Genomic DNA, 21,875 nt, shown 5'->3' with positions numbered 1-21,875 from the left:
TCTTCCCATGATCAACGTGACCAATCGTACCAATATTAACATGCGGTTTTGTTCGTTCAAACTTGCTCTTCGCCATTGCTATTAATCTCTTGTTTTATTCCCTATTTTTATTAGCACCTAGGGACAGTTCTGCAAAACTTAAGTCTGACCAGACTGTAAACAGCCCAATCACCACAACTCTTAGACGGAAAACCCCACCAAATCTATAAATGGAATATCCTCCATCATACCTATTTGCCCAATCATCAACAACCATTTGGAGCGGGTAGCGGGAATCGAACCCGCATATTCAGCTTGGAAGGCTGCTGCTCTACCATTGAGCTATACCCGCATGACCCACTTACTAACTCTCCTTCGATGAATGGTGGAGGGGGTTGGATTCGAACCAACGTAGCATACACAACGGATTTACAGTCCGCCCCCTTTAACCACTCGGGCACCCCTCCATTACACCGATAAAGTCGCGCAATGAGACATCACGACAACCATCTTGAATACCCATTCAATTCAATCTGATTGCGAAGTGGTTATGACGATTACTATTGTATCTGTCAACAGAATAAATACAATTCTGTACAAATTTCCTGCTCATAATTTTAAATCATAGATTTTTTCTCTCTATTTTTCTTATTAACACGTTATAAAGAAGCTATGAAAGAAAAAACATCACAAAATTCTCATTATGCTCGTTTGCGTCGCCGATATCGCGATACAAAAGGCTCTCCTTCTCGATCTTTTACACACCCAAAGAAGAAAGCTGCTTCTTTACAGCAAGAGATCATTCATCTTTATGGCATTCATTCTGTTCAGGCTGCTTTAGAAAACCCAAAAAGAATTTTAAAATGTCTTTACGTTACACAAAATGCCTTAAAACGATTAAATATATCCGAATCAGATTATCCTTGCTCTGTTACATTATGCACCCCCAAATATCTTGATTCGCTTGTTGGAAGTGAGGCTGTTCATCAAGGTATTGTTTTGGAAACTCTCCCCCTCAAACCATGCAAACTGTCGGAACTAACCAATACTGATCTGGTCATTGTCATGGATCAAATTACCGATCCACATAATGTTGGCGCTATTATGCGCTCTGCAGTTGCATTGAAAGCTAAAGCACTTATTACAACTTGCCGTCACTCTCCCCACGAAAGCGGTGTTCTTGCGAAAGCGGCATCCGGAGCTCTGGAAATGATTCATTATATTACCGTACGAAACCTTGCTGAAGCTCTTCAAGAACTTCATCAAACAGGTTTTACAAGCTTTGGTCTCGATTCAGAAGGTGACCAACCTCTAGAAACAGCATTAACAGGGAATAAAATTGCTCTTGTTTTAGGAGCAGAAGGTAAAGGTTTACGTAAAAAAACACGCGAAACCGTTTGCGCTTTAACACGCCTTGACATGCCTGGAAATATTAAATCATTAAATGTTTCAAATGCAGCAACAATAGCTCTTTATGTGGCACATCAATATCTTAGATTCTAGTTTTTAATTTTTTGTGAAACATCAAAAAAACCAACCAACAAAAAACCCGCAAAAAACCCGCCAATATGAGCTTCCCATGCTATTGAGATGCCATTTTCTTCAAACAAAATAGAAGAAATACCTATGATCAAATCAGTCGTCAGCCATACACTCATATAAACAAGAACCCCCTTAGAACACAGAGCTTTTTTGACAGATAATAAAGGTCCTAAAAGTTTTTCGTTCTGCGCATTGACAGCTAGATTACCACTAGGAAAACCGTAACGTGCAATAGCACCCATCATTCCAGATACGGCACCTGACGCCCCAATAAGTGATATGGTACTTTCTTGATGAAATGTAAAATAAGTCAAAACAGAAATAACTGCCGTTAACACCCAAAAAATTAAAAAACGTAAAACACCAAAATGCCTTGCTAAAGGAGAGCCGAAAACCAAAAGCCAAACCATATTAAGAGCAACATGTTTAAAACTACTATGCATAAATGAATAACTCACCATGGTATAACAAAATGCTACAGGATCCCTCTTAAACAATGCTGGTATAAATGAAAAAAGCTCAAGGCTTTCAACATAAACCTGATGAGAAAAAAAATACTGAGAAATGCAATAAAGACAAAAACAAAATGCTATCAAAACAACTATAATAAATGGAACATTCAATAAGGGTTCTTTAGGTTGTTTTGGCAATCGGGAAACATCATTATGTTGGTGACTAGAAACTTTCATTGTATAAAATCTCGTATTTTTTAGAAAATGGGTTATACTTTATACAAAATAAATATACCATTCCCAGTGATGCAGAATCTTCTCAACGCCTCTTCGAACCCCCTTTTTAAATTTTCAATAGCTCTACATGAAAACACGTGTATTTTATACAAAAGATTTTAAAAAGCATGGATATCAAGAATATGATTTACAAACTTAGTGGTATCCCGCTTACTTAAATGTGAAGTTACCATGCAATATACAAGAACTTACGAATAGACAAACTCACTTATGAGGTGGTGTATAATAAAAATATATAAACATTATTTTCTTACTAGAAATATATTGATTATTGCATTTTTTAACCACGCTATACTTCGATTGATAAACTTTAAAGAATCTTAAATCTCAATTTTTCCATTAATATGGCCTGCATTGCTTCTATGCTTTGAACGAAAAACGACATCTCTATGAGAAAAAATACCAATACAGCGTTCTCTAGATATAATAATTAGTGTTTCATGATAAATTACTTACTTGATAATCTGTTTCCCTCATACATGCAAAAGCGTCAATTCATCTCTTTAACAAATATAAACAAGCCTTTCATTTCAATCTTTAACAGATATAATTCAAGAACTGTCTCTTATGAAACACTTAAAAAATATGTTGATTCTAATGATGCATCTTTGAATTTAAACAGTTCATGACGGAATTTTTTATTCCTTTTTTAGACAGTGTTATTGACACATCCGCCACTTGTAACGCGCAAGAGAATAGTTTGGATTATTCAATATAAAAAAAATTAAATGAGGTAATCATAGGAATTTGCTATTAAGTTGTAAAATGATAAAGGACCATTATAAATCAATGTATTATAAATAGATAACACACTAATTATTGAAGAGGAAGATCTTGAGCATTCTGCTTGCAATCCTTTAACCACACATCATAAATAGGATGCTCAACAGCGTTCAAACCAGGACTATCTGCAAACATCCATCCCGTAAAAATACGCCGTACTTTTTTATCTAATGTTACTTCATTGACTTCAACAAAACCAGTTGTACGCGTGGGTTCATCTTTAGAGCTCGTATAACACGCACGTGGTGTTACCTGTAATGCACCGTACTGATAAATTTTACCAAGAGTAACTTCAAAACGTGTTGTCCGTCCCGTGATTTTGTCAAGACCTGCAAAAACAGCAATTCCATTGCTAATACGCTCAGCCCGCACCCCATTATTTAAGGATAAAAACACTAAAATTCCCATTAAAAAAATATATATAAAATGCCTCACCCCTAACAATAAAAAAAATCTCATCATATCAAAATCAATCGCACCTTAAAAAATAATTCTTTTCATAACATAGAGTCAAATAAGACAAAAATACACACGCACATTAAAACATGTTATTTTTTAGGTGACCACGCATCATAATCTTCATGCACACAAAAACGCTCTCCATTGGAGGTGATAGCTCCCTTTGGTCGATAGCCCTCACTTGTTCCTGTCATATTTGCAACATGAGGCTTTTCCCATTCATAAGGATGATAATCCTCTTGTGTTGGTGGACACTCACAGCGATGATGAATCCAGCCATGCCAACCTGGTGGAATAGTAGAGGCCTCAGAATAGTCTTTATAGATAACCCAACGGTGCGGATAACCATCCTTATGAAGTCCTCCTTCATAATATATATTTCCAAACTGATCTTCCCCTATCCGCTTACCTTTGCGCCATGTGAAAAAACGCGTACCAATGGTATTACCATTCCACCATGTGAAGATTTGCTTAAAAAAACGAGCCATCTGCTATTCCATTCATTTAGTGCGCTCATGAAATTAATCGTTGGAATAAAATTATTAACGATTGAAATTATCGAAAAAGTTACTAGTAAATTCAACTACAATTCCAATTGATAGGTTAACGTGCTATCCTTTAATTTCAAGAAGATATCATATGTATGGCTTCTTCTCCACCCCATAAAATTTAATCTATGCCAAGTTTCATCTTAACCAATTCATTAACAGCTTGGGGATTTGCCTTACCACCTGTTACTTTCATTACCTGTCCAACAAACCAACCAGCTAAAGCAGGTTTGTGCTTTGCTTGCGCAACTTTATCAGAATTATTGGCAACGATCTCATCAACAGCTCTTTCAATAGCCTTTGTATCCGTTACCTGCTTCATATTTCGTTCTTCTACAATTTGGCGTGCATCTCCCCCCTCATTCCAAATAATCTCAAAAAGATCTTTGGCAATTTTTCCAGAAATAACTCCTTCTTTTATAAGATCAATAATGCTTCCCAATTGATTTGGCGATACTGGTGACTCTTCAATCTCACGATTATCTTTATTTAAAGCCCCTAAAAGGTCGTTAATCACCCAATTGGCAACTATTTTTCCATCACGCCCACGTGCTACTTCTTCAAAATAATCAGCAATAGCCTTTTCTGTCACAAGAATGGAAGCATCATACACTGTCAATCCCATTTCCTTAACAAAACGTGCTTTTATAGCGTCAGGCAATTCTGGTAAGTCCGCTGCCAAAGCATCCACAAATGCTTGATCAAATTCTAATGGTAAAAGATCAGGATCAGGAAAATAACGATAGTCATGCGCTTCTTCCTTTGAGCGCATAGAACGCGTTTCACCTTTAGCGGCATCAAAAAGCCGAGTCTCTTGATCTATGACGCCTCCATCTTCTAAAATTGCGATCTGACGACGCGCTTCATATTCAATTGCTTGACCAATAAAGCGAATAGAATTAACATTTTTAATTTCACAGCGCGTTCCAAAATCTTCACCAGGACGACGAACAGATACATTGACATCTGCACGCATAGAACCTTCATCCATATTGCCATCGCAAGTGCCCAAATAACGAACAATCGTACGCAATTTTGTCATATAGGCTTTGGCTTCATCTGATGAGCGCATATCAGGCTTGGAAACAATTTCCATAAGAGCAACACCAGAACGATTAAGATCTACAAAAGACATCGTTGGATGTTGATCGTGCATCGATTTTCCAGCATCCTGTTCAAGATGCAACCTCTCAATTCCCACTTCAATATCCTCAAATTGGCCATTCGAATCTGGACCAACAGATATAATAATCTTTCCCTCTCCTACAATGGGATAGCGAAATTGAGAAATCTGATACCCCTGCGGTAAATCTGGATAAAAATAGTTTTTGCGATCAAAAACAGATTTTAAATTAATATGCGCCTTTAATCCTAACCCCGTTCGAACCGCTTGACGAACACATTCTTGATTAAGAACAGGCAACATACCTGGCATGGCTGCATCAATAAGTGATACATGATTGTTCGGCTCTGCACCAAATTTGGTTGATGCTCCTGAAAAAAGTTTCGAATTTGATATGATTTGCGCATGAACTTCCATGCCAATGATGACTTCCCAATCACCTGTAACTCCAGAAATAAAACGCTTAGAATCAGGAGTACGCGTATCAATGATGCTCATTGCCAATCCACTACCAATATTTTAAAATTCACTCATGGCTTATCTAAAACCATTCTCTCAGTGCAATCCTAGGATATAAATCTTACAACACAAGCCCGATTTTATCGGGCTTGTGTTGTTTGCATAAATATTAAGCTTTTTTAGGAGCCTTTTTCTTAGCTGGTTTTTTCTCTGTAGACTTTTCTTTCACTTCAGACTTTTTCTTTGCCTGCTTTTCTTCAGGGACATCTGATTCGTCATATTCTTTCATCAACTCTTCAACCGTCACTTCTTTATCTGTGACTTTTATCTGTGCTAATAAATGATCAATGACCTTTTCTTCAAAAATCGGAGCACGTAGATTTTCAACAGCTTCCGGAGTCTTACGGAAAAAATCCATAATCTCTTTCTCTTGTCCAGGATATTGGCGAACCTGATCAAAAACTGCTGCTTTTAGCTCATCCTCACTAACTTTAACACCAACCTTCATTCCAATTTCAGAAAGCACCAAACCAAGACGAACACGACGCTGCGCAAGGACACGATATTCCTCCCGTGCCTTTTCTTCTGTAATACCTTCATCTTCAAAACTGCGCCCAGCCTTTTTCAAATCATCATTAACCTGAGCCCATATATTGTTAAACTCAACCTCTAAAAGTTCTTCAGGAATCTCAAAATTATAATCAGCATCTAAAGCATCAAGAATTTGACGCTTAACTTTTTGACGTGTCACTGAACCATATTGGCTTTCAATCTGCCCACGAACGACCTCACGTAAGCGATCTAGAGACTCTAAACCAACTTTTTGCGCTGCTTCATCATCAATTTTTAATTCATCTGGTTTAAAGACAGCTTTGACAGTAATGGCAAATTCCGCTTCCCGTCCCGCCAAATGTGCCGCACTGTAATTATCAGGAAATTTAACAAAAATCGTTTTTACATCCCCAGCTTTCACACCAACCAATTGCTCTTCAAAACCAGGAATAAATTGTTTTGACCCAAGAATCAGTTGTGCATCACTATCTGTCCCACCTTCAAATGGAACGCCTTCAAGCTTACCTTGATAATCTATGGTAATGCGATCACCTTCTTCAGAATTCCCCTCTTTTAGGGAATAATTACGCGTAGAAGAAAGGACGCGATTGACTTGATCATCAATATCCTGTTCAGGAATAGTTGCAATTTCACGAATAACCTTAATATGTTCAAAATCTTTAATGTCAATTTTTGGTAAAACTTCATACTTTAAACTAAAAGTAAAATCAGCTTTGCCATCTAGAATTTTTTCATCTTCATCTATATCAATTTTTGGCTGCATCGCTGCACGTTCATTGCGGTCTGCTAAAATAGAACGGGGTGCATCACTGAGTATCTCATTGAGAATCTCCGCCATAAAGGATTTACCATACATTTTTCGCAAATGCCCACTAGGCACTTTACCGGGACGAAAACCATTAAGCTTGATTTTTCCCTTGGTATCATCCAATCGTTCATTCAACTTTTCTTCTAAATCTTTCGCTGGAACCACGATCTTAATTTCGCGCTTCAGTCCTTCATTAAGCGTCTCGGTAACCTGCATTAAACACCTTCATTTTTCTAAGGAGAGGGATCAACCCACTCTAATAATCATTACATTCTAACACTTCGAGTGTTACATTTACCATGAAGCGGAATTTCAGACACGTAGAAATCCGTAGCACTTAAGGGATTGCTTTGGTGCGGATGGAGGGACTCGAACCCCCACGGTCTCCCGCCAGAACCTAAATCTGGTGCGTCTACCAATTTCGCCACATCCGCTCAAACTTACAAGCTAATAACCTTATACAAGCGGCGTTTCTATACCATTAATTACAGAAAAAAAGCAAACAAATATATTAAAAAAAACAAAATCTATGCTTTTCATACATAACTGCTTACGCTAAAAGTCAATTATGTTAAAGACATTTGATATCCCAATTCATATCATCGGTGGCGGTCTTGCGGGGTGTGAAGCAAGCTGGCAAATCGCTCAGTCAGGAATTTCTGTTGTTTTGCATGAAATGCGACCCGCAAAAAAATCAGATGCCCATAAAACCGATAAATTGGCAGAACTGGTTTGTTCAAATTCGTTTCGTTGCGATGATTCATTAACAAATGCCGTAGGGCTTTTACATGCTGAAATGCGATTAGCAAAATCGTTAATTATGAAAGCTGCTGATGCCAACAAAGTTCCCGCAGGTAGTGCTCTTGCTGTTGACCGTGATGGATTTTCAAAAACCGTTACGACAGCACTTGAAAACCACCCTCTTATAACAATCAAACGTGAAGAAGTTCAAGAAATTCCTAAAGCTTGGAAACATGTTGTCATTGCAACAGGCCCCCTTACATCGCCTGCACTTGCTCAAAAATTACAAGCAATAACCGGTATAAAAGCTCTTTCTTTTTTTGATGCAATTGCACCTATTATCCATACCGACAGTATTGATATCAACATTTGTTGGTATCAGTCTCGCTATGATAAAATTGGTCCTGAGGGAACAGGAAAAGATTATCTTAATTGTCCCCTCAACAAAGAACAATATGAAACATTCGTTGAAGCGTTAAAAAATGCTGAAAAAACAGAGTTTCGTAACTTTGAAAAAACGCCCTATTTTGATGGATGCCTCCCCATTGAAATTATGGCTGAGCGCGGACTTGAAACGTTAAGACATGGTCCTATGAAACCTATGGGCTTAACTAATGCCCATAACCCTACAGTTAAACCCTATGCTGTCGTTCAATTACGCCAAGATAATAAACTTGGAACGCTTTATAATATGGTCGGCTTTCAGACAAAATTGAAATATGGTGAACAAATTCGCATTTTTAGAATGATTCCCGGTCTTGAAAAAGCAGAGTTTGCGCGTCTTGGTGGTCTTCACCGCAATACCTACCTCAACTCGCCAATTATTCTTGATCAAACCCTTCGTTTAAAACAAAAAAAACAACTACGCTTTGCAGGGCAAATTACCGGATGTGAAGGTTATGTAGAATCAGCGGCAATAGGGCTTCTTGCTGGACGTTTTGCTGCTGCCGAATATCGTCATATTTCCCCTTGCCTACCCCCACAAACTACAGCATTCGGAGCCCTTTTGAATCATATTACGGGGGGACACATCATAGATGAAAAAGCAGAAACACAGTCTTTTCAGCCAATGAATATCAATTTCGGACTTTTTCCCCCTATTGCTTCTATTAAACATTCAGGGAAACGTTTACCAAGTAAAGAAAAAAAATTAGTAAAAAAACAAGCCATAACAGCGAGAGCTCTCAATGATTGTACTCAGTGGTTAGCAAATAAAGAATCAAAGAGCTCCTGTTTATAAAAAACACACGATTCGCCTCTCTCCTACTGAATAGATCTTTATAACTCTCGTGAAAAAATCATTCTAAAGCCTTTTAAAGACTGTCTCCCCCAATCAATAAATACTACCCTACGTTTCATCATTTATTCAATTATGTAGATGCTGTAAAATAACTTTTGGCTATAAAAAACTTTACCGCTATCAATAATTTAATATGATTTAATGACTAAAAACAAAATAATTATATAAACATATTATGAATAATCAAAATAAATAAATGGAAATACACAAGTAATACTGTACTATCTTTATTAATAGTTTTTATATTACGTAATGTATATTATTTTATAAGAGTAATTTTTCTGTTTTTTAACTTCCTCCCTCAAAGTTTGTGATGTTCTCTCATTTTAACTCTTGTATGATGAAGGAAAAATACTCGCTTGCATATCACAAGTGAAATAAAGATATGGAAAAAATATTTGTAGGATAGAGCTGGAGCTATCTCTCCCCTCTCAAATGCCAAGAAAAATCCCAATATTAAAAACCAAATCTGAATATCAAAAGATTTTTTTATTTCAGGATCTTATAATAAATCAATAAAATTATCCTCTTGGTGCGTCACAAGAAAGGTTGGCGTATAAGAGTAAAAGAATAAAACTATCCCTTATGCACTCGACTCAGATATCTGGGGCTAGTCGCAACATTATAGGAACTGAGAAAATAGATAGCACGGTGGCACCAACATGCACTTTTATTAAGCGTAAATGGTGATATATAATAACTTTTATGGACTTTACAGAGTTTTCCGCTTCATATTATTTACGGATCTTGTTTTGAAATAAATACCGTAACACTTCAGCGTAATAAAAGTTAATATTACATTTTATAAGCCATACCCGCGCTCAATTAATACAGTACAATATTTCATTGAAAAGACTAAAAACAATATATTTCAGCAATACATGAAAATAAAAAATATCGCAAGGATCTCAAAGTTTTATGTGAAAAACAAGCATAACACATGTGTTAAAAAAACCCGCTTATAAATAAATCGGGTTTTTTTAATGTAGCTTAAATTATTTTTTATTAACTGCTTCTTTAAGGCTTTTTCCTGCAGAAAATTTGGGTACAGAACGTGCTGGAATATCGATTTCAGCACCAGTTGAAGGATTACGCCCCTTTGTTGCAGCACGATGAGAAACTTCAAAAGTGCCAAAACCTGGAAGACGAACATCTCCCCCTGAAGCCAAAGCTTCTGTCACAGAAGCCATAAAAGCATCAACAACAGCACCAGCTTGCGCTTTCGAAACACCTGCCTTTTCAGCAACGGAGCTAACGAATTCACTTTTATTCATAAAATATTTCCTTTCCCTATATTACCTGAACATGACTTAATCATGTTATTGGTCAGTTTATTGAAAAGTACAGCAAACAGAAGTCTTATTTTTATCCAAAACATTGTTTTTTTAGCAATAATCACAGTTATTCACGGAATTTTTTACTTTTTCCAACAAAAAACAGAATAATAACCTCAACAACACCTTCTACCACCTAAAAAATGCCGTTATAAATGAGATAAGTGAATCAGTGCGCAATCTGTATCCCTTCACTATCACTGCTCTCTGACCGGATTGGCACAGCCCCTGTAGAGGGTTCTTTCCATTCAATAGTGTCTGGAAAACGAACCAAAGCGTGTTTCAAAACTTCACTCACATGATTTACCGGAATAATTTCCATATTATTTTTGACATCATCAGGAATATCAACCAAATCTTTTGCATTTTCTTCAGGAATAAGTACTTTTTTTATCCCTCCTCGAAGAGCTGCTAAGAGTTTTTCTTTTAATCCACCAATGGGTAAAACGCGTCCACGTAAAGTAATTTCACCAGTCATTGCAATATCTTTATGCACAGCTACTCCTGTAAGGACTGAAACAATTGCTGTCACCATTGCAATCCCAGCCGACGGGCCATCTTTTGGTGTCGCACCCTCTGGAACATGAACATGGATATCGCGTTTTTCAAAAAGTGGAGGTTCAATACCAAAATCAACAGCACGAGAACGTACATAAGATGCTGCCGCTGAAATGGACTCTTTCATAATATCACGTAAATTTCCAGTTACAGTCATCTTCCCTTTGCCGGGCATCATAACTCCTTCAATGGTCAATAACTCTCCACCGACTTCTGTCCACGCAAGACCTGTTACAACACCAATTTGATTTTCTCCTTCAATTTGATTGTAATGATAACGTTTAACACCCAAGAACTCATGAATATTACTTTCTGTAACTTTTACAGATTTTTGATGTGTTTTGAGAATTTTTGTAACGGATTTGCGGGAAATTTTCATGAGTTCACGTTCAAGGTTACGAACGCCTGCCTCACGTGTATAAAACTGAATAATTGACCTTAGTGCCCCATCAGAAATACTGAGTTCTTTTTTAGACAAACAGTGATCTTTTAGTGCCTTTGGTAAAAGATGCTGTTTAACAATTTCCATTTTCTCACATTCAGTATAACCAGCGATACGAATAATTTCCATACGATCCATTAACGGACCTGGAATATTAAGCGTATTGGCAGTTGTGATAAACATGACATCAGAAAGATCATATTCAACTTCCAAATAGTGATCAATGAATGTACCATTTTGTTCAGGATCAAGAACTTCTAATAAAGCGGATGAAGGATCACCACGAAAATCTTGGCCCATTTTATCAATTTCATCAAGCAAGAAAAGCGGATTAGATTTTTTTGCTTTTTTCATAGACTGGATAATTTTCCCAGGCATCGAGCCAATATATGTTCGGCGATGTCCACGAATTTCTGCTTCATCTCGGACACCTCCCAATGAGATACGAACATACTCACGTCCCGTTGCCTTTGCAATAGAGCGCGCTAATGATGTTTTCCCTACACCTGGAGGACCTAACAAACAAATAATGGGACCTTTTATCTTTGACGCGCGACTTTGTACGGCCAAATATTCAATAATTCGCTCCTTAACTTTTTCAAGACCAAAATGTTCATTATTCATGACCTTTTCAGCAAAATCTAAATTGTTTTTAATCTTAGATTTTTTACCCCAAGGCATTGCTAATAACCAATCAAGATAGTTACGTACAACTGTCGCTTCTGCAGACATCGGAGACATATTCCGTAATTTTCTCAATTCTGCTCCAGCTTTTTCCTGCGCTTCCTTGGATAGTTTTGTATTTTTGATACGTTCTTCTAATTCAGAGAGTTCATCTCGGCTATCATCACCTGCTCCTAACTCTTTTTGAATAGCCTTCATCTGCTCATTGAGATAATATTCTCGTTGGTTTTTTTCCATTTGCCGTTTAACATGCGAACGAATACGTTTTTCAACCTGCAAAACAGAAATTTCTCCTTCCATGAAGGACAAAACACGTTCAAGACGGGCCCGCACAGGTAAGAGCTCTAATATTTCCTGTTTTTCTGCCAGTTTAATCATCAAATGAGAAGCAATCGTATCGGCAAGCTTAGAAGGATTATCAAGCTGGCCAATCGCATTCACAACTTCAGGAGAGATTTTTTTATTAAGCTTTACATAGTTTTCAAAATAAGTAATCACTGACCTTGAAAGAGCTTCAATCTCAACATCACTCTCTCTAGGTTCTTCTGTAACAGTTGCAAAAGCCTGATGATAACCTTCACTTAAAGCAAATTGACTAATTTTTGCACGTGCAGTTCCTTCAACCAAAACCTTTACAGTACCATCAGGAAGCTTTAAAAGTTGAAGAATATTAGCAAATGTACCAATATGATAAATATCCTCTGATTTTGGATCGTCATCAGAAGCATTTTTTTGTGTCACCAATAGTATTTGCTTATCAACCGCCATCGTTTCTTCAAGAGCACGAATTGATTTTTCGCGGCCCACAAAAAGTGGAACAATCATATGGGGGAAGACAACAATATCACGAAGAGGTAAAACAGCATAAACCCCATCTCTTACTTCATCTGTCTTTTCATCAATATATTGCATAACTCTCCTTTCTGGAGCCTATGAGCTATCTACAACAATTAGCCCACCTTTAGAAAATCTCAGCTCTTCACTGTACATGAAGTGGTAATTACTCATACATAAATCAAGCATTATAATGATATTATTAGAAACACCTATCAAATACCGTTCACTACCACCTTTTATATTGTGCATCGCACAATGTCATGCTGATACATTTTCTTTATCTTCTGCACGTTCTGAGTAAATATAAAGAGGACGCGCTTTACCATCAACGACATCACTCGAAATAACCACTTTTTGAACGCCTTCAAGAGCCGGTAGCTCAAACATCGTCTCAAGAAGGATCTTCTCCATAATAGAACGTAAACCACGAGCACCAGTTTTACGTTCAATTGCTTTCTTTGCAATAACACGTAAAGCATCTTCATGAAATGCTAACTCAACATTCTCCATTTCAAAAAGACGCTGATATTGCTTTACTAACGCATTTTTAGGTTGGGATAAAATTTGCATGAGGGCGTTAACATCTAAATCCTCTAAGGTAGCGACTATAGGAAGCCGCCCAATAAATTCTGGTATTAAACCAAATTTAATAAGATCTTCAGGCTCTAAATCACGAAAAATTTCACCGACACAACGCTCATCTGGAGCCTTAACAGTCGCAGAAAAACCAATAGAAGTTTTTTCACCACGCCCTGAAATAATCCGTTCTAAACCTGCAAAAGCTCCCCCACAAATGAATAAGATGTTTGTGGTGTCAACCTGAAGAAACTCTTGTTGCGGATGCTTACGTCCACCTTGAGGAGGAACAGAAGCAATCGTTCCTTCCATAATTTTTAATAATGCTTGCTGAACTCCTTCCCCCGAAACATCTCTTGTAATAGAAGGATTGTCTGCTTTACGAGAAATCTTATCAACCTCATCAATATAAACAATACCACGCTGCGCACGTTCAACATTATAATCTGCTGCTTGAAGAAGCTTCAAAATAATATTTTCAACATCTTCTCCCACATAACCCGCTTCAGTCAAAGTGGTCGCATCCGCCATCGTAAAAGGCACATCAATAATACGTGCTAATGTTTGTGCAAGATAAGTTTTACCACAACCCGTTGGACCAACAAGAAGAATATTTGATTTAGCCAACTCAATATCATTGCTTTTAGACTGATGCGCCAACCGTTTATAATGATTATGAACAGCAACAGAAAGAACACGCTTTGCATGCTGCTGACCAATAACATAGTCATCAAGAACTGTTATAATTTCCTGTGGCGTAGGAACACCATCACGCACCTTAACCCCAGAAGACTTATTTTCTTCCCGAATAATATCCATGCAAAGCTCTACACATTCATCACAGATAAATACAGTAGGCCCCGCAATGAGCTTACGCACCTCATGCTGACTCTTGCCGCAGAACGAGCAATAGAGAGTATTTTTTGATTCGTTCCCGCTATTGCTAATTTTGCTCATTTTTCTTTCCTTTCACCACAATATATGAACACTTTGCCTTTTCAAAGGAAGCCTTTCATCATGAAAACTAAAAGACATATAGAAAACCATGCATGTCTCAATACTTTTAGGTGTTTCTCTTATTTTGCGATATTTTTTATAAAACTCTTGATTTAAAGTAGCTGTTTTTTCTATAAAAATTCTTAATCTTTTTCTTCTTTTTCAGTTTCTGCACGGTATTGTATAACATCATCAACTAAGCCAAACGCTTTGGCTTCTTCTGCTGTCATAAAATGATCGCGATCGAGAGTTCTCTCTATAACCTCATAATCTTGACTCGTATGTTGAACATAAATTTCATTTAAACGCCGTTTCATCTTTATAATATCTTGCGCATGTCGCTCAATATCTGAAGCTTGACCTTGAAAACCACCAGATGGTTGATGCACCATAATACGTGCGTTTGGCAATGTAAAACGATGACCTTTTGCTCCAGCCGTTAATAATAAAGACCCCATAGATGCCGCTTGCCCCATGCAAAGCGTAGAAACAGGAGGGCGAATAAACTGCATAGTATCATAAATAGCCATACCAGATGTTACGACACCACCTGGAGAATTAATATAAAGACTAATTTCTTTTTTAGGATTTTCCGCTTCCAAAAAAAGCAATTGTGCACAAACAAGCATTGCCATACCATCTTCAACAGGTCCATTAATAAAAATAATCCGTTCCTTTAAAAGACGGGAAAAAATATCATAGGCCCGTTCACCACGATTTGTTTGTTCAATAACCATAGGAACAAGGCTTAATGCTGTTTTCATTGGATCACTCATATTTTTACTTTCCGTTCATATAACAACCGCTCTTTACACATTCAATGTTTTTGTCCATATGTTAACATTACTCTCTTGTGCAAGCTACAATCAAGAGATTGTATAAGATAGATTAAAATCTCAATAGTTAAAATAGCAATAATAACTCTACCTAAACAAATGATGAACATCCGGAATGCGAGATACCGCCCAATGGTAAAAACTTCCTTCCTGAGGTCTTTTCGTAGTCTTTGTCTTTCTGTGAATATGAAAACCTATCAAGCGTGAATCTGTAAGCGGCTTTACGCCAAAAGCTGGTTCAAAAATACGTTCAGTTTTTCGCCCAGTCCAATAATAAAAAGTTTCCTTTTCCTTTGCTTCATGAAAAAAACCATATCGTTTTGCTAATCGTGAAATACCATCATTGCCAAATATTGTAACGCCAAGATTTCCCAGTAAAATCGGCATTTTTTTCCTCTTTAACCAGAACGGTCTCCAAACACGACGCTTAAACCCAAGCCAATGAGGAATAATTTCTGCACCTGCCCAATAATCCTCAAATATTTTTATAATAGGGTTATTGGGCGGAAAATAAAGTGCAGAAACGCCTACTCTTGTATTATTTTCTCTTGCCAACCAAACCTTATCCGCATCTGGATGAAATTGTTTAACAAGGTAAACATCTGTATCTAACCAAACACCTTGTTGATATTTCATCAGCATAACACGAAAAAAATCCGAGAACTGAACAATTGTACACCCTAATTTATCATCAGAAAAATCGGGATCAAGGCGATAAATTGCTGAGCGTGGTAAAATTGATTCGGCTTCATGCAGCTCAACACCAGCAGGGAGATTATCTATTTTTTATCATAACTAAAAAGCTTAACGCGCTGTCCAGTTTTAACCATTGAAGACAAACAAAGCCTATCCACCAATCTTAATTGTCCACTATACCAAAAAGTACAAATATCCATAGATAATACATCAAAAATATTCTAAACTTACGCGAAAGAGTTGTTCAACATCACGAACCCTATCAGCAAGAGCAAAAATCACTATTCTATCACCAGACAAAATACGCGTATCTGCCGAAAGCTGTATTATTGTCTTATTGCGATAAATTGCACCAATTCTCAAACCATCTGATAAATTGAGCTCTGATAATGACTTACCAACCAATGAAGATGTTTGCATCACTTCAGCTTCAATAATTTCTGCTCGGCCATTAAAAACTGAATGAACAGAACGAATACGCCCACGGCGCATTTGTTGCAAAATTCTCGATATTGTAACACTATGGGGATTAAGATATGCATCCACACCAACAGCACGACTAAATTCTTGATAGGCAACATTATTAATCAATACCATATTGGCTTTGCAGCCCAATCTTTTAGCAATAATAGCGCTTAAGAGATTAACCTGATCTTGATTGGTCAATGTAATCATTAAATCGGACTGATCAATTCCCGCATCTTGAAGAATCACTGGATCTAACACGTTACCGTATAAAACTGTTGTTTTTTCAAGCTGATCAGCAATTGTGAGGGCTCTTTCTCTATGCGCTTCTATAATCTTCAATTTTAATTTATGAAAACGCTTTTCAATAGCCTGTGCAACATAAAGGCCAATGTGACCACCCCCTGCAATAATCATGCGGTGGGCATCTTGTTCTTTATGACCAAAAAGCCCAACAGCACGACGCATCTGTTCACGAGAAACAACAAGATAGGTTATATCACCAACGCGTAATTGCGTTTCTGAATGTGCAACCAATAATTCCGCGCCACGTTTAATAGCAGTAACCGTCGTATGAAGATCTGGAAAAAGCTCTGTTAATTGACGCAAAGGTGTATTAATAACGGGACAATCTTCCATGCATTCCAAAGCTAGTGCCACAATATCATCATTACAAAAATAAAGAACATCTATTGCACCAGGTAAAGCAATACGGCGCAAAACCATTTCCCCAACTTCAACTTCTGGCGAAATAACCACATCAATGGGAATATTCTCTCTGGAAAAAAGCGTCTTATAACGTGGTTCTAAATAAGATTGTGAGCGAATACGAGCAATTTTTGTGGGCACATTAAATAATGAATGTGCTACTTGGCAAGCTACCATATTAACTTCATCAAACAAAGTGACAGCAATCAACATATCAGCTTTGTCTGCATCTGCAGCCAAAAGAACTTCAGGCCGTGAACCGTGACCAACAAAACCTCTCACATCCAATGTATCGCGAATCTTTTCAATTAATCTCGTTTCAATATCAATAACAGTAACATCGTGATTTTCAGCAGCAAGACGCTCTGCTATCCCATAACCAACCTGTCCTGCTCCACAAATAATAATACGCATCGCTTTAAGAAACTCCAAGCGCTTTAAGTTTACGGTGCAAAGCTGAACGCTCCATGCCTATAAATTCAGCAGTACGTGATATATTTCCACCCAAACGCCCAATCTGCGCCACTAAATATCTCTTTTCAAATAATTCTCGAGCTTCACGTAACGGCAAATCCATTATACTTTCATCTGAATCCATTTGAAGACGTGGCAAAGAATCACTTACTTCACTGGGAAGAAAGTCCGCTGTTATAGGACCATCACCATCCCGCACAAGAATAAGAAGACGCTCAATATTATTACGTAATTGCCGCACATTACCCGGCCAAGCGTGCGTTTGCAAAATAGCAATCACATCATCACTGATTGCACGCGGTTTAATCCCAACCTGCTGTGATATTGTTTTTACAAAATGATGTACAAGTTCTGGAATATCTTCACGACGCGCTGAAAGGGGCGGAACAACAATAGGAACAACGGAAAGACGGTGAAAAAGATCCTCCCTAAAGCGCCCATCAGAAATGAGGTTTTCAAGATTTTGCGCTGTCGAAGAAATGATACGGACATCCACCTTAACACGTTTTGTGCCGCCAATTCTCTCAAATGTTTGCCCCGTTAAAACCCGAAGAATCTTCCCTTGAGTCTCACGCGGCATGTCAGCAATTTCATCAAGATATAAGATACCGCCATGAGCTTCCTCTAAGGCACCAATTTTACGCTCTCTTCCCTCCATTTCGCTGCCAAACAGCTCTATTTCCATTCTTTCCGGAGTAATCGTTGCAGCATTTATTGTAACAAATGGCCCATTCGAACGCGTTGAGAGCGCATGAATAGCTCGTGCAACAGTCTCTTTTCCTGCCCCTGAAGGACCTGTTATCATGATGCGACTATTGGTTGGTGCTACTTTTTCTATGATTTGACGCAAATTTTTTATAACTGTCGATTTTCCGAGCAACTCTAATGTCTCGTTCGAACGCTTTCGCAATTCTAAAAGCTCACGTTTTAAATTTGAATTTTCAAGTGTTCTCTCTGCAACCAATACAAGTCTATCAGCTTTAAAAGGTTTTTCAATGAAATCATATGCCCCTCGCTTTATAGCGGAAACAGCCGTCTCAATATTACCATGACCAGAGATCATAACGACCGGAAGAGCCGGATATTGTGTTTTAATTTCATCAAGCAGTGCTAAACCATCGAGACGACTACCCTGTAGCCAAATATCCAAAAAAATGAGCTTTGGAATACGCTCACTAATTTGAGCCAATGCTTCATCAGAGTTACAAGCAACACGCGTTTCATAACCTTCATCATCTAAAATACCAGCAACAAGCTCACGAATATCTGCTTCATCATCAACAATCAAGATATCTGATACCATACTATTCCCCTATCTTATGATTTATGGCTTGTATAATATTACCCTGCTTACCCCCATCCGCTGGAAATATCAAACGGATCATCGCACCACGACCTTCATAAAAACTCTCCGGTGCATCATGAAGCTCCATGAAACCACCGTGATCTTCAATAACTTTGCGCACAATAGCTAACCCCAGCCCTGTTCCTTTTTCCCGCGTTGTTATATAGGGTTCTAATAACTTTTGTCTTTGCTCTTTAGGAAGTCCTTTCCCGTTATCAACAACATCCACAACCACCCATTCTTCCTGACGATAAGAACGGATAAGAATATGACCGTGAATATTTTCCTCTCGCATAACTGAATCTATGGATTCGCTCGCGTTTTTGATAACATTGCAAAAAGCCTGTACAATGAGACGGTTATCAAATGCACCCATAAGTGGTAGAGTTCCTAAATCTTGCTCAAAATGAATATCATGTCGCGTCACTTCTATCAAGAAACATGCTTCGCGCAACAATTCTCGTATATCTAAAATATGCATTTTGGGTTTGGGCATACGTGCAAAAGAGGAAAACTCATCAACCATACGCCCAATATCTCCAACCTGCCGAATAATTGTGTCAATACACCGCTCAAAGACCTCTCTATCTTGTGTAATAGCTTTGTTATAACGTTTACGAATGCGTTCAGCGGATAACTGAATAGGTGTAAGAGGATTTTTAATTTCGTGTGCAATACGCCGCGCAATATCCGCCCACGCCGCTGTACGTTGCGCTGCAACAAGGTCTGTAATATCATCAATTGTTAGAACCCAAGATTGCCCTTGTCCATCATCCTCCTCCATCGTAACTTGGACATTACAGACACGCTCTTTTCCTGCAACGTTTAAAGTGACCTGCTCACGATGGTTTTTACGATCCAATGAACGCACAAACTGAAAAACCTGCCAAATTTCAGCGCTTAAAGATAAAAGACTTTTTCCAACAACGTGCTCTGAGCGAATATCAAACATCGCTTCAATAGACCGATTGATAATGGTGATATCACCATTATCATCTATACCTGCTACTCCCGCTGTTACACCCGATAACACAGCTTCAGAAAAACGCCGTCTTTCATCAATTTGATCACGCACTGCAATCAATTCATTACGCCGACTTTTCAATTCACTGACCATGTAATTAAAAGTTTTGGATAATTGCCCAATATCTCCATCTTTTGCTCGTACTGGCACGAAAATTTCCATATTTCCAGAAGCAACATCATCGGCAGCACTAATGAGAAGACGAATAGGACGTACTAAGCGATCAGCAACAGCAATAGCAGCCCAAATGGCTGATAAGAATAAACTAAAAAAAAGACACAAATAAAGCATACCAAATGCAATCTGTGTCAGCAGGCGATTCTCATTTAAATCACGATAACGATCTGTATTAACTTCTGTCAAACGCAAAGCAGATAAAACACCTTTATCAACGTCACGCACCAAATATAAAAATGTGTTTGGAATATTGGTAAATTTTAAAATAATACCAAAATAATCATGAACGCCTGGTTGAAAAGAAAAAGGTCTCGCACTGGTTGCACGTTCAATAAGATGAGAAGGAGGAATTGGCAGTTTATCTTCATCACCAAGAGCACTCGATACAAAAATAGCTCCACTAGAACTTAACAAAAATGCACCACGCAAATTGCGTCCTAGAGCATGACGCGTCAATTGCATCCTATATTCAGCTGGATTACGTTCTAAGAGTTTTTTGTTATCAAGTGCAAATGCCATCGCATAGGATAAATTTTTTAAATTTTGGAGCATTTCATCTGCATAAGCATTTGCTAAATCAATAGAAGAGCCCACAATTTGCCGCGTTGTTGTATCAAACCATCGATCAAGTCCCAAATTTAGTGCTGGACCCGATACAAGAGCTACAGCAACAGCTGGCATTGTCGCAACAAGTGCAAACAATGAAATAAGGCGCACATGAAGACGCGATCCTGCACGCCTTGAACGCCAAGCACGAATGATCGGTATCATCTCATAAAAAACGATGACAATAAGCCCTAAAACCCAAAAACTATTAATTCCTATAAGAATAAGGGTTACTGTTCTACTGGGAACAACAGGAGTTAATCCAATAAGAATAATAAATGAAACAGAGGCCGTAAGTAAAGCCAATACAATAATTGTAATCCCTAAAAAAATATATACCTTACTTAAACGATACAACTCATCGTTATAAGTATTTTTATCTATGTCTTGAAGATTCGTCACAGATGTTATATTCGTCATGAGCTTACATACCCTTATCCCATTATTCTCATATAACCTTTTGTAGCAAAAATTGACAATACTAATACTACATTTAAAATAGGCAAATATAGTCAACGAGAAAAAACTTCTACATTTTGCAAAATATCTTTAAAATAGACTGTGTTCGACGATACTTTACGAAGGAAATGAGATGCGATTAACAAAACAAACAAATTATGCTCTTCGAATGCTTATGTATTGTGCAGATAATCAGGGAACTCTCAGTCGTGTTCCAGAAATTGCTAAAGCATATGCCGTTTCAGAGCTTTTTTTATTTAAAATCCTTCAGCTGCTTGTTCAAGCAGGTTTTATACAAACAGTGCGTGGACGCAATGGTGGAGTTAGATTGGCTAAACCCGCAGCAGAAATTTCAGTCGCGGATGTTGTGAAAGTAACAGAAGACAACTTTTCCCTCGCAGAATGTTTCGATACTGCAGAACCAACTTGCCCCTTGTTTGATTTTTGTGGTTTAAATACCGCACTTCAAAAAGCATTAAATGCTTTTTTTGAGGTGTTATCCGTGATATCCCTTGCTGATCTACAACAACCATCCTTTCAAAATCATTTTAAAATTAATGACAAAAAAGCAAACTAAGATTATAATACAAGGAG

General features: G+C 37.7%; 15 protein-coding genes, 3 tRNA genes and 2 pseudogenes. 3 read left to right on the top strand and 17 right to left on the bottom strand.

The genetic code is table 11. The features are described from left to right. From ACFINH_RS01445 to ACFINH_RS01435, 3 genes and pseudogenes are all read right to left on the bottom strand, one after another. Positions 1 to 76: pseudogene (locus tag ACFINH_RS01445) on the bottom strand (elongation factor Tu); the annotation flags it as partial. A gap of 181 nt (positions 77 to 257) precedes the next feature. Next, a tRNA-Gly gene (locus tag ACFINH_RS01440) sits at positions 258 to 331 on the bottom strand. Positions 332 to 362: 31 nt separating this feature from the next. Beyond that, a tRNA-Tyr gene (locus tag ACFINH_RS01435) sits at positions 363 to 446 on the bottom strand. A 205-nt stretch (positions 447 to 651) separates the two neighbouring features. Between ACFINH_RS01435 and ACFINH_RS01430 the strand changes: the two genes are divergently transcribed. Continuing rightward, complete coding sequence (locus ACFINH_RS01430) at positions 652 to 1,482, top strand: TrmH family RNA methyltransferase (protein ID WP_375612889.1); 831 nt, start codon at positions 652 to 654, stop codon at positions 1,480 to 1,482. Here the strand turns inward: ACFINH_RS01430 and ACFINH_RS01425 are convergent. The 6 genes from ACFINH_RS01425 to ACFINH_RS01400 form a co-directional block, all read right to left on the bottom strand. Beyond that, positions 1,479 to 2,210, bottom strand: coding sequence for a rhomboid family intramembrane serine protease (locus tag ACFINH_RS01425; protein WP_375612890.1), 732 nt, complete (start codon positions 2,208 to 2,210; stop codon positions 1,479 to 1,481). The genes ACFINH_RS01430 and ACFINH_RS01425 overlap by 4 nt on opposite strands. Positions 2,211 to 3,086: 876 nt before the next feature. Further along, positions 3,087 to 3,512: a DUF2155 domain-containing protein gene (locus ACFINH_RS01420; RefSeq protein ID WP_375613043.1), complete on the bottom strand. Its 426-nt coding sequence runs from the start codon at positions 3,510 to 3,512 to the stop codon at positions 3,087 to 3,089. Between the two features lie 89 nt (positions 3,513 to 3,601). Beyond that, positions 3,602 to 4,000, bottom strand: coding sequence for an NADH:ubiquinone oxidoreductase subunit NDUFA12 (locus tag ACFINH_RS01415; protein WP_375631793.1), 399 nt, complete (start codon positions 3,998 to 4,000; stop codon positions 3,602 to 3,604). 181 nt (positions 4,001 to 4,181) lie between these two features. Next, a complete protein-coding gene (gatB, locus tag ACFINH_RS01410) occupies positions 4,182 to 5,681 on the bottom strand; it encodes an Asp-tRNA(Asn)/Glu-tRNA(Gln) amidotransferase subunit GatB (protein ID WP_375631791.1) in 1,500 nt (499 codons plus the stop codon). Positions 5,682 to 5,811: 130 nt separating this feature from the next. Then, the gene (tig, locus tag ACFINH_RS01405) at positions 5,812 to 7,239 is read right to left on the bottom strand and encodes a trigger factor (protein WP_375631789.1); all 1,428 of its coding nucleotides are present in this window, start codon (positions 7,237 to 7,239) and stop codon (positions 5,812 to 5,814) included. Positions 7,240 to 7,374: 135 nt separating this feature from the next. Further along, positions 7,375 to 7,457: transfer RNA gene (locus ACFINH_RS01400), tRNA-Leu, on the bottom strand. Between the two features lie 134 nt (positions 7,458 to 7,591). Between ACFINH_RS01400 and trmFO the strand changes: the two genes are divergently transcribed. Then, entirely contained in the window at positions 7,592 to 9,004 is a 1,413-nt protein-coding gene (trmFO, locus tag ACFINH_RS01395; RefSeq protein WP_375631787.1) for a methylenetetrahydrofolate--tRNA-(uracil(54)-C(5))-methyltransferase (FADH(2)-oxidizing) TrmFO, read from the top strand. A 1,055-nt stretch (positions 9,005 to 10,059) separates the two neighbouring features. On the opposite strand, the gene ACFINH_RS01390 is transcribed toward trmFO, so the two are convergent. The 8 genes and pseudogenes from ACFINH_RS01390 to ACFINH_RS01355 form a co-directional block, all read right to left on the bottom strand. Continuing rightward, positions 10,060 to 10,338, bottom strand: a complete 279-nt coding sequence (locus tag ACFINH_RS01390; RefSeq protein WP_375611283.1) for an HU family DNA-binding protein — start codon at positions 10,336 to 10,338, stop codon at positions 10,060 to 10,062. A 229-nt stretch (positions 10,339 to 10,567) separates the two neighbouring features. Next, positions 10,568 to 12,994 carry an endopeptidase La gene (gene lon / locus ACFINH_RS01385; RefSeq protein ID WP_375631785.1) on the bottom strand — a complete coding sequence of 809 codons (2,427 nt, stop codon included), beginning with the start codon at positions 12,992 to 12,994 and terminating at the stop codon, positions 10,568 to 10,570. Positions 12,995 to 13,177: 183 nt separating this feature from the next. Beyond that, a complete protein-coding gene (clpX, locus tag ACFINH_RS01380; protein ID WP_273723371.1) occupies positions 13,178 to 14,452 on the bottom strand; it encodes an ATP-dependent Clp protease ATP-binding subunit ClpX in 1,275 nt (424 codons plus the stop codon). A 182-nt stretch (positions 14,453 to 14,634) separates the two neighbouring features. After that, positions 14,635 to 15,267: an ATP-dependent Clp endopeptidase proteolytic subunit ClpP gene (clpP, locus tag ACFINH_RS01375; RefSeq protein WP_375611281.1), complete on the bottom strand. Its 633-nt coding sequence runs from the start codon at positions 15,265 to 15,267 to the stop codon at positions 14,635 to 14,637. Positions 15,268 to 15,414: 147 nt separating this feature from the next. Then, a pseudogene (locus ACFINH_RS01370) lies at positions 15,415 to 16,223 on the bottom strand (hypothetical protein). A 10-nt stretch (positions 16,224 to 16,233) separates the two neighbouring features. After that, complete coding sequence (gene trkA / locus ACFINH_RS01365) at positions 16,234 to 17,610, bottom strand: Trk system potassium transporter TrkA (RefSeq protein ID WP_375611279.1); 1,377 nt, start codon at positions 17,608 to 17,610, stop codon at positions 16,234 to 16,236. Positions 17,611 to 17,614: 4 nt separating this feature from the next. Beyond that, the gene (locus ACFINH_RS01360) at positions 17,615 to 18,973 is read right to left on the bottom strand and encodes a sigma-54-dependent transcriptional regulator (RefSeq protein WP_375611278.1); all 1,359 of its coding nucleotides are present in this window, start codon (positions 18,971 to 18,973) and stop codon (positions 17,615 to 17,617) included. Between the two features lies 1 nt (position 18,974). Continuing rightward, a complete protein-coding gene (locus ACFINH_RS01355) occupies positions 18,975 to 21,242 on the bottom strand; it encodes an ATP-binding protein (RefSeq protein WP_375631782.1) in 2,268 nt (755 codons plus the stop codon). A gap of 172 nt (positions 21,243 to 21,414) precedes the next feature. On the opposite strand from ACFINH_RS01355, the gene rirA reads away from it, so the two are divergent. Next, entirely contained in the window at positions 21,415 to 21,858 is a 444-nt protein-coding gene (gene rirA / locus ACFINH_RS01350; protein ID WP_375611276.1) for an iron-responsive transcriptional regulator RirA, read from the top strand. The last annotated feature ends 17 nt before the right edge of the window (positions 21,859 to 21,875 follow it).

The organism is Bartonella sp. AA74HLJMH (assembly GCF_042197045.1).
In the GTDB taxonomy this organism is placed as follows: Bacteria; Pseudomonadota; Alphaproteobacteria; order Rhizobiales; family Rhizobiaceae; genus Bartonella.
The sequence above is the reverse complement of the archived record's forward strand: the minus strand, read 5'-3'. Positions and strand labels throughout refer to the sequence as shown.

Coding starts and splice junctions, on each gene's coding strand:
- gatB (WP_375631791.1), bottom strand. CDS start 5,681: ATGAGCATCATTGATACGCGTACTCCTGATTCTAAGCGTTTTATTTCT.
- rirA (WP_375611276.1), top strand. CDS start 21,415: ATGCGATTAACAAAACAAACAAATTATGCTCTTCGAATGCTTATGTAT.
- ACFINH_RS01360 (WP_375611278.1), bottom strand. CDS start 18,973: ATGGTATCAGATATCTTGATTGTTGATGATGAAGCAGATATTCGTGAG.
- ACFINH_RS01355 (WP_375631782.1), bottom strand. CDS start 21,242: ATGACGAATATAACATCTGTGACGAATCTTCAAGACATAGATAAAAAT.
- trmFO (WP_375631787.1), top strand. CDS start 7,592: ATGTTAAAGACATTTGATATCCCAATTCATATCATCGGTGGCGGTCTT.
- ACFINH_RS01415 (WP_375631793.1), bottom strand. CDS start 4,000: ATGGCTCGTTTTTTTAAGCAAATCTTCACATGGTGGAATGGTAATACC.
- lon (WP_375631785.1), bottom strand. CDS start 12,994: ATGCAATATATTGATGAAAAGACAGATGAAGTAAGAGATGGGGTTTAT.
- ACFINH_RS01425 (WP_375612890.1), bottom strand. CDS start 2,210: ATGAAAGTTTCTAGTCACCAACATAATGATGTTTCCCGATTGCCAAAA.
- ACFINH_RS01420 (WP_375613043.1), bottom strand. CDS start 3,512: ATGAGATTTTTTTTATTGTTAGGGGTGAGGCATTTTATATATATTTTT.
- clpX (WP_273723371.1), bottom strand. CDS start 14,452: ATGAGCAAAATTAGCAATAGCGGGAACGAATCAAAAAATACTCTCTAT.
- ACFINH_RS01390 (WP_375611283.1), bottom strand. CDS start 10,338: ATGAATAAAAGTGAATTCGTTAGCTCCGTTGCTGAAAAGGCAGGTGTT.
- clpP (WP_375611281.1), bottom strand. CDS start 15,267: ATGAGTGATCCAATGAAAACAGCATTAAGCCTTGTTCCTATGGTTATT.
- tig (WP_375631789.1), bottom strand. CDS start 7,239: ATGCAGGTTACCGAGACGCTTAATGAAGGACTGAAGCGCGAAATTAAG.
- ACFINH_RS01430 (WP_375612889.1), top strand. CDS start 652: ATGAAAGAAAAAACATCACAAAATTCTCATTATGCTCGTTTGCGTCGC.
- trkA (WP_375611279.1), bottom strand. CDS start 17,610: ATGCGTATTATTATTTGTGGAGCAGGACAGGTTGGTTATGGGATAGCA.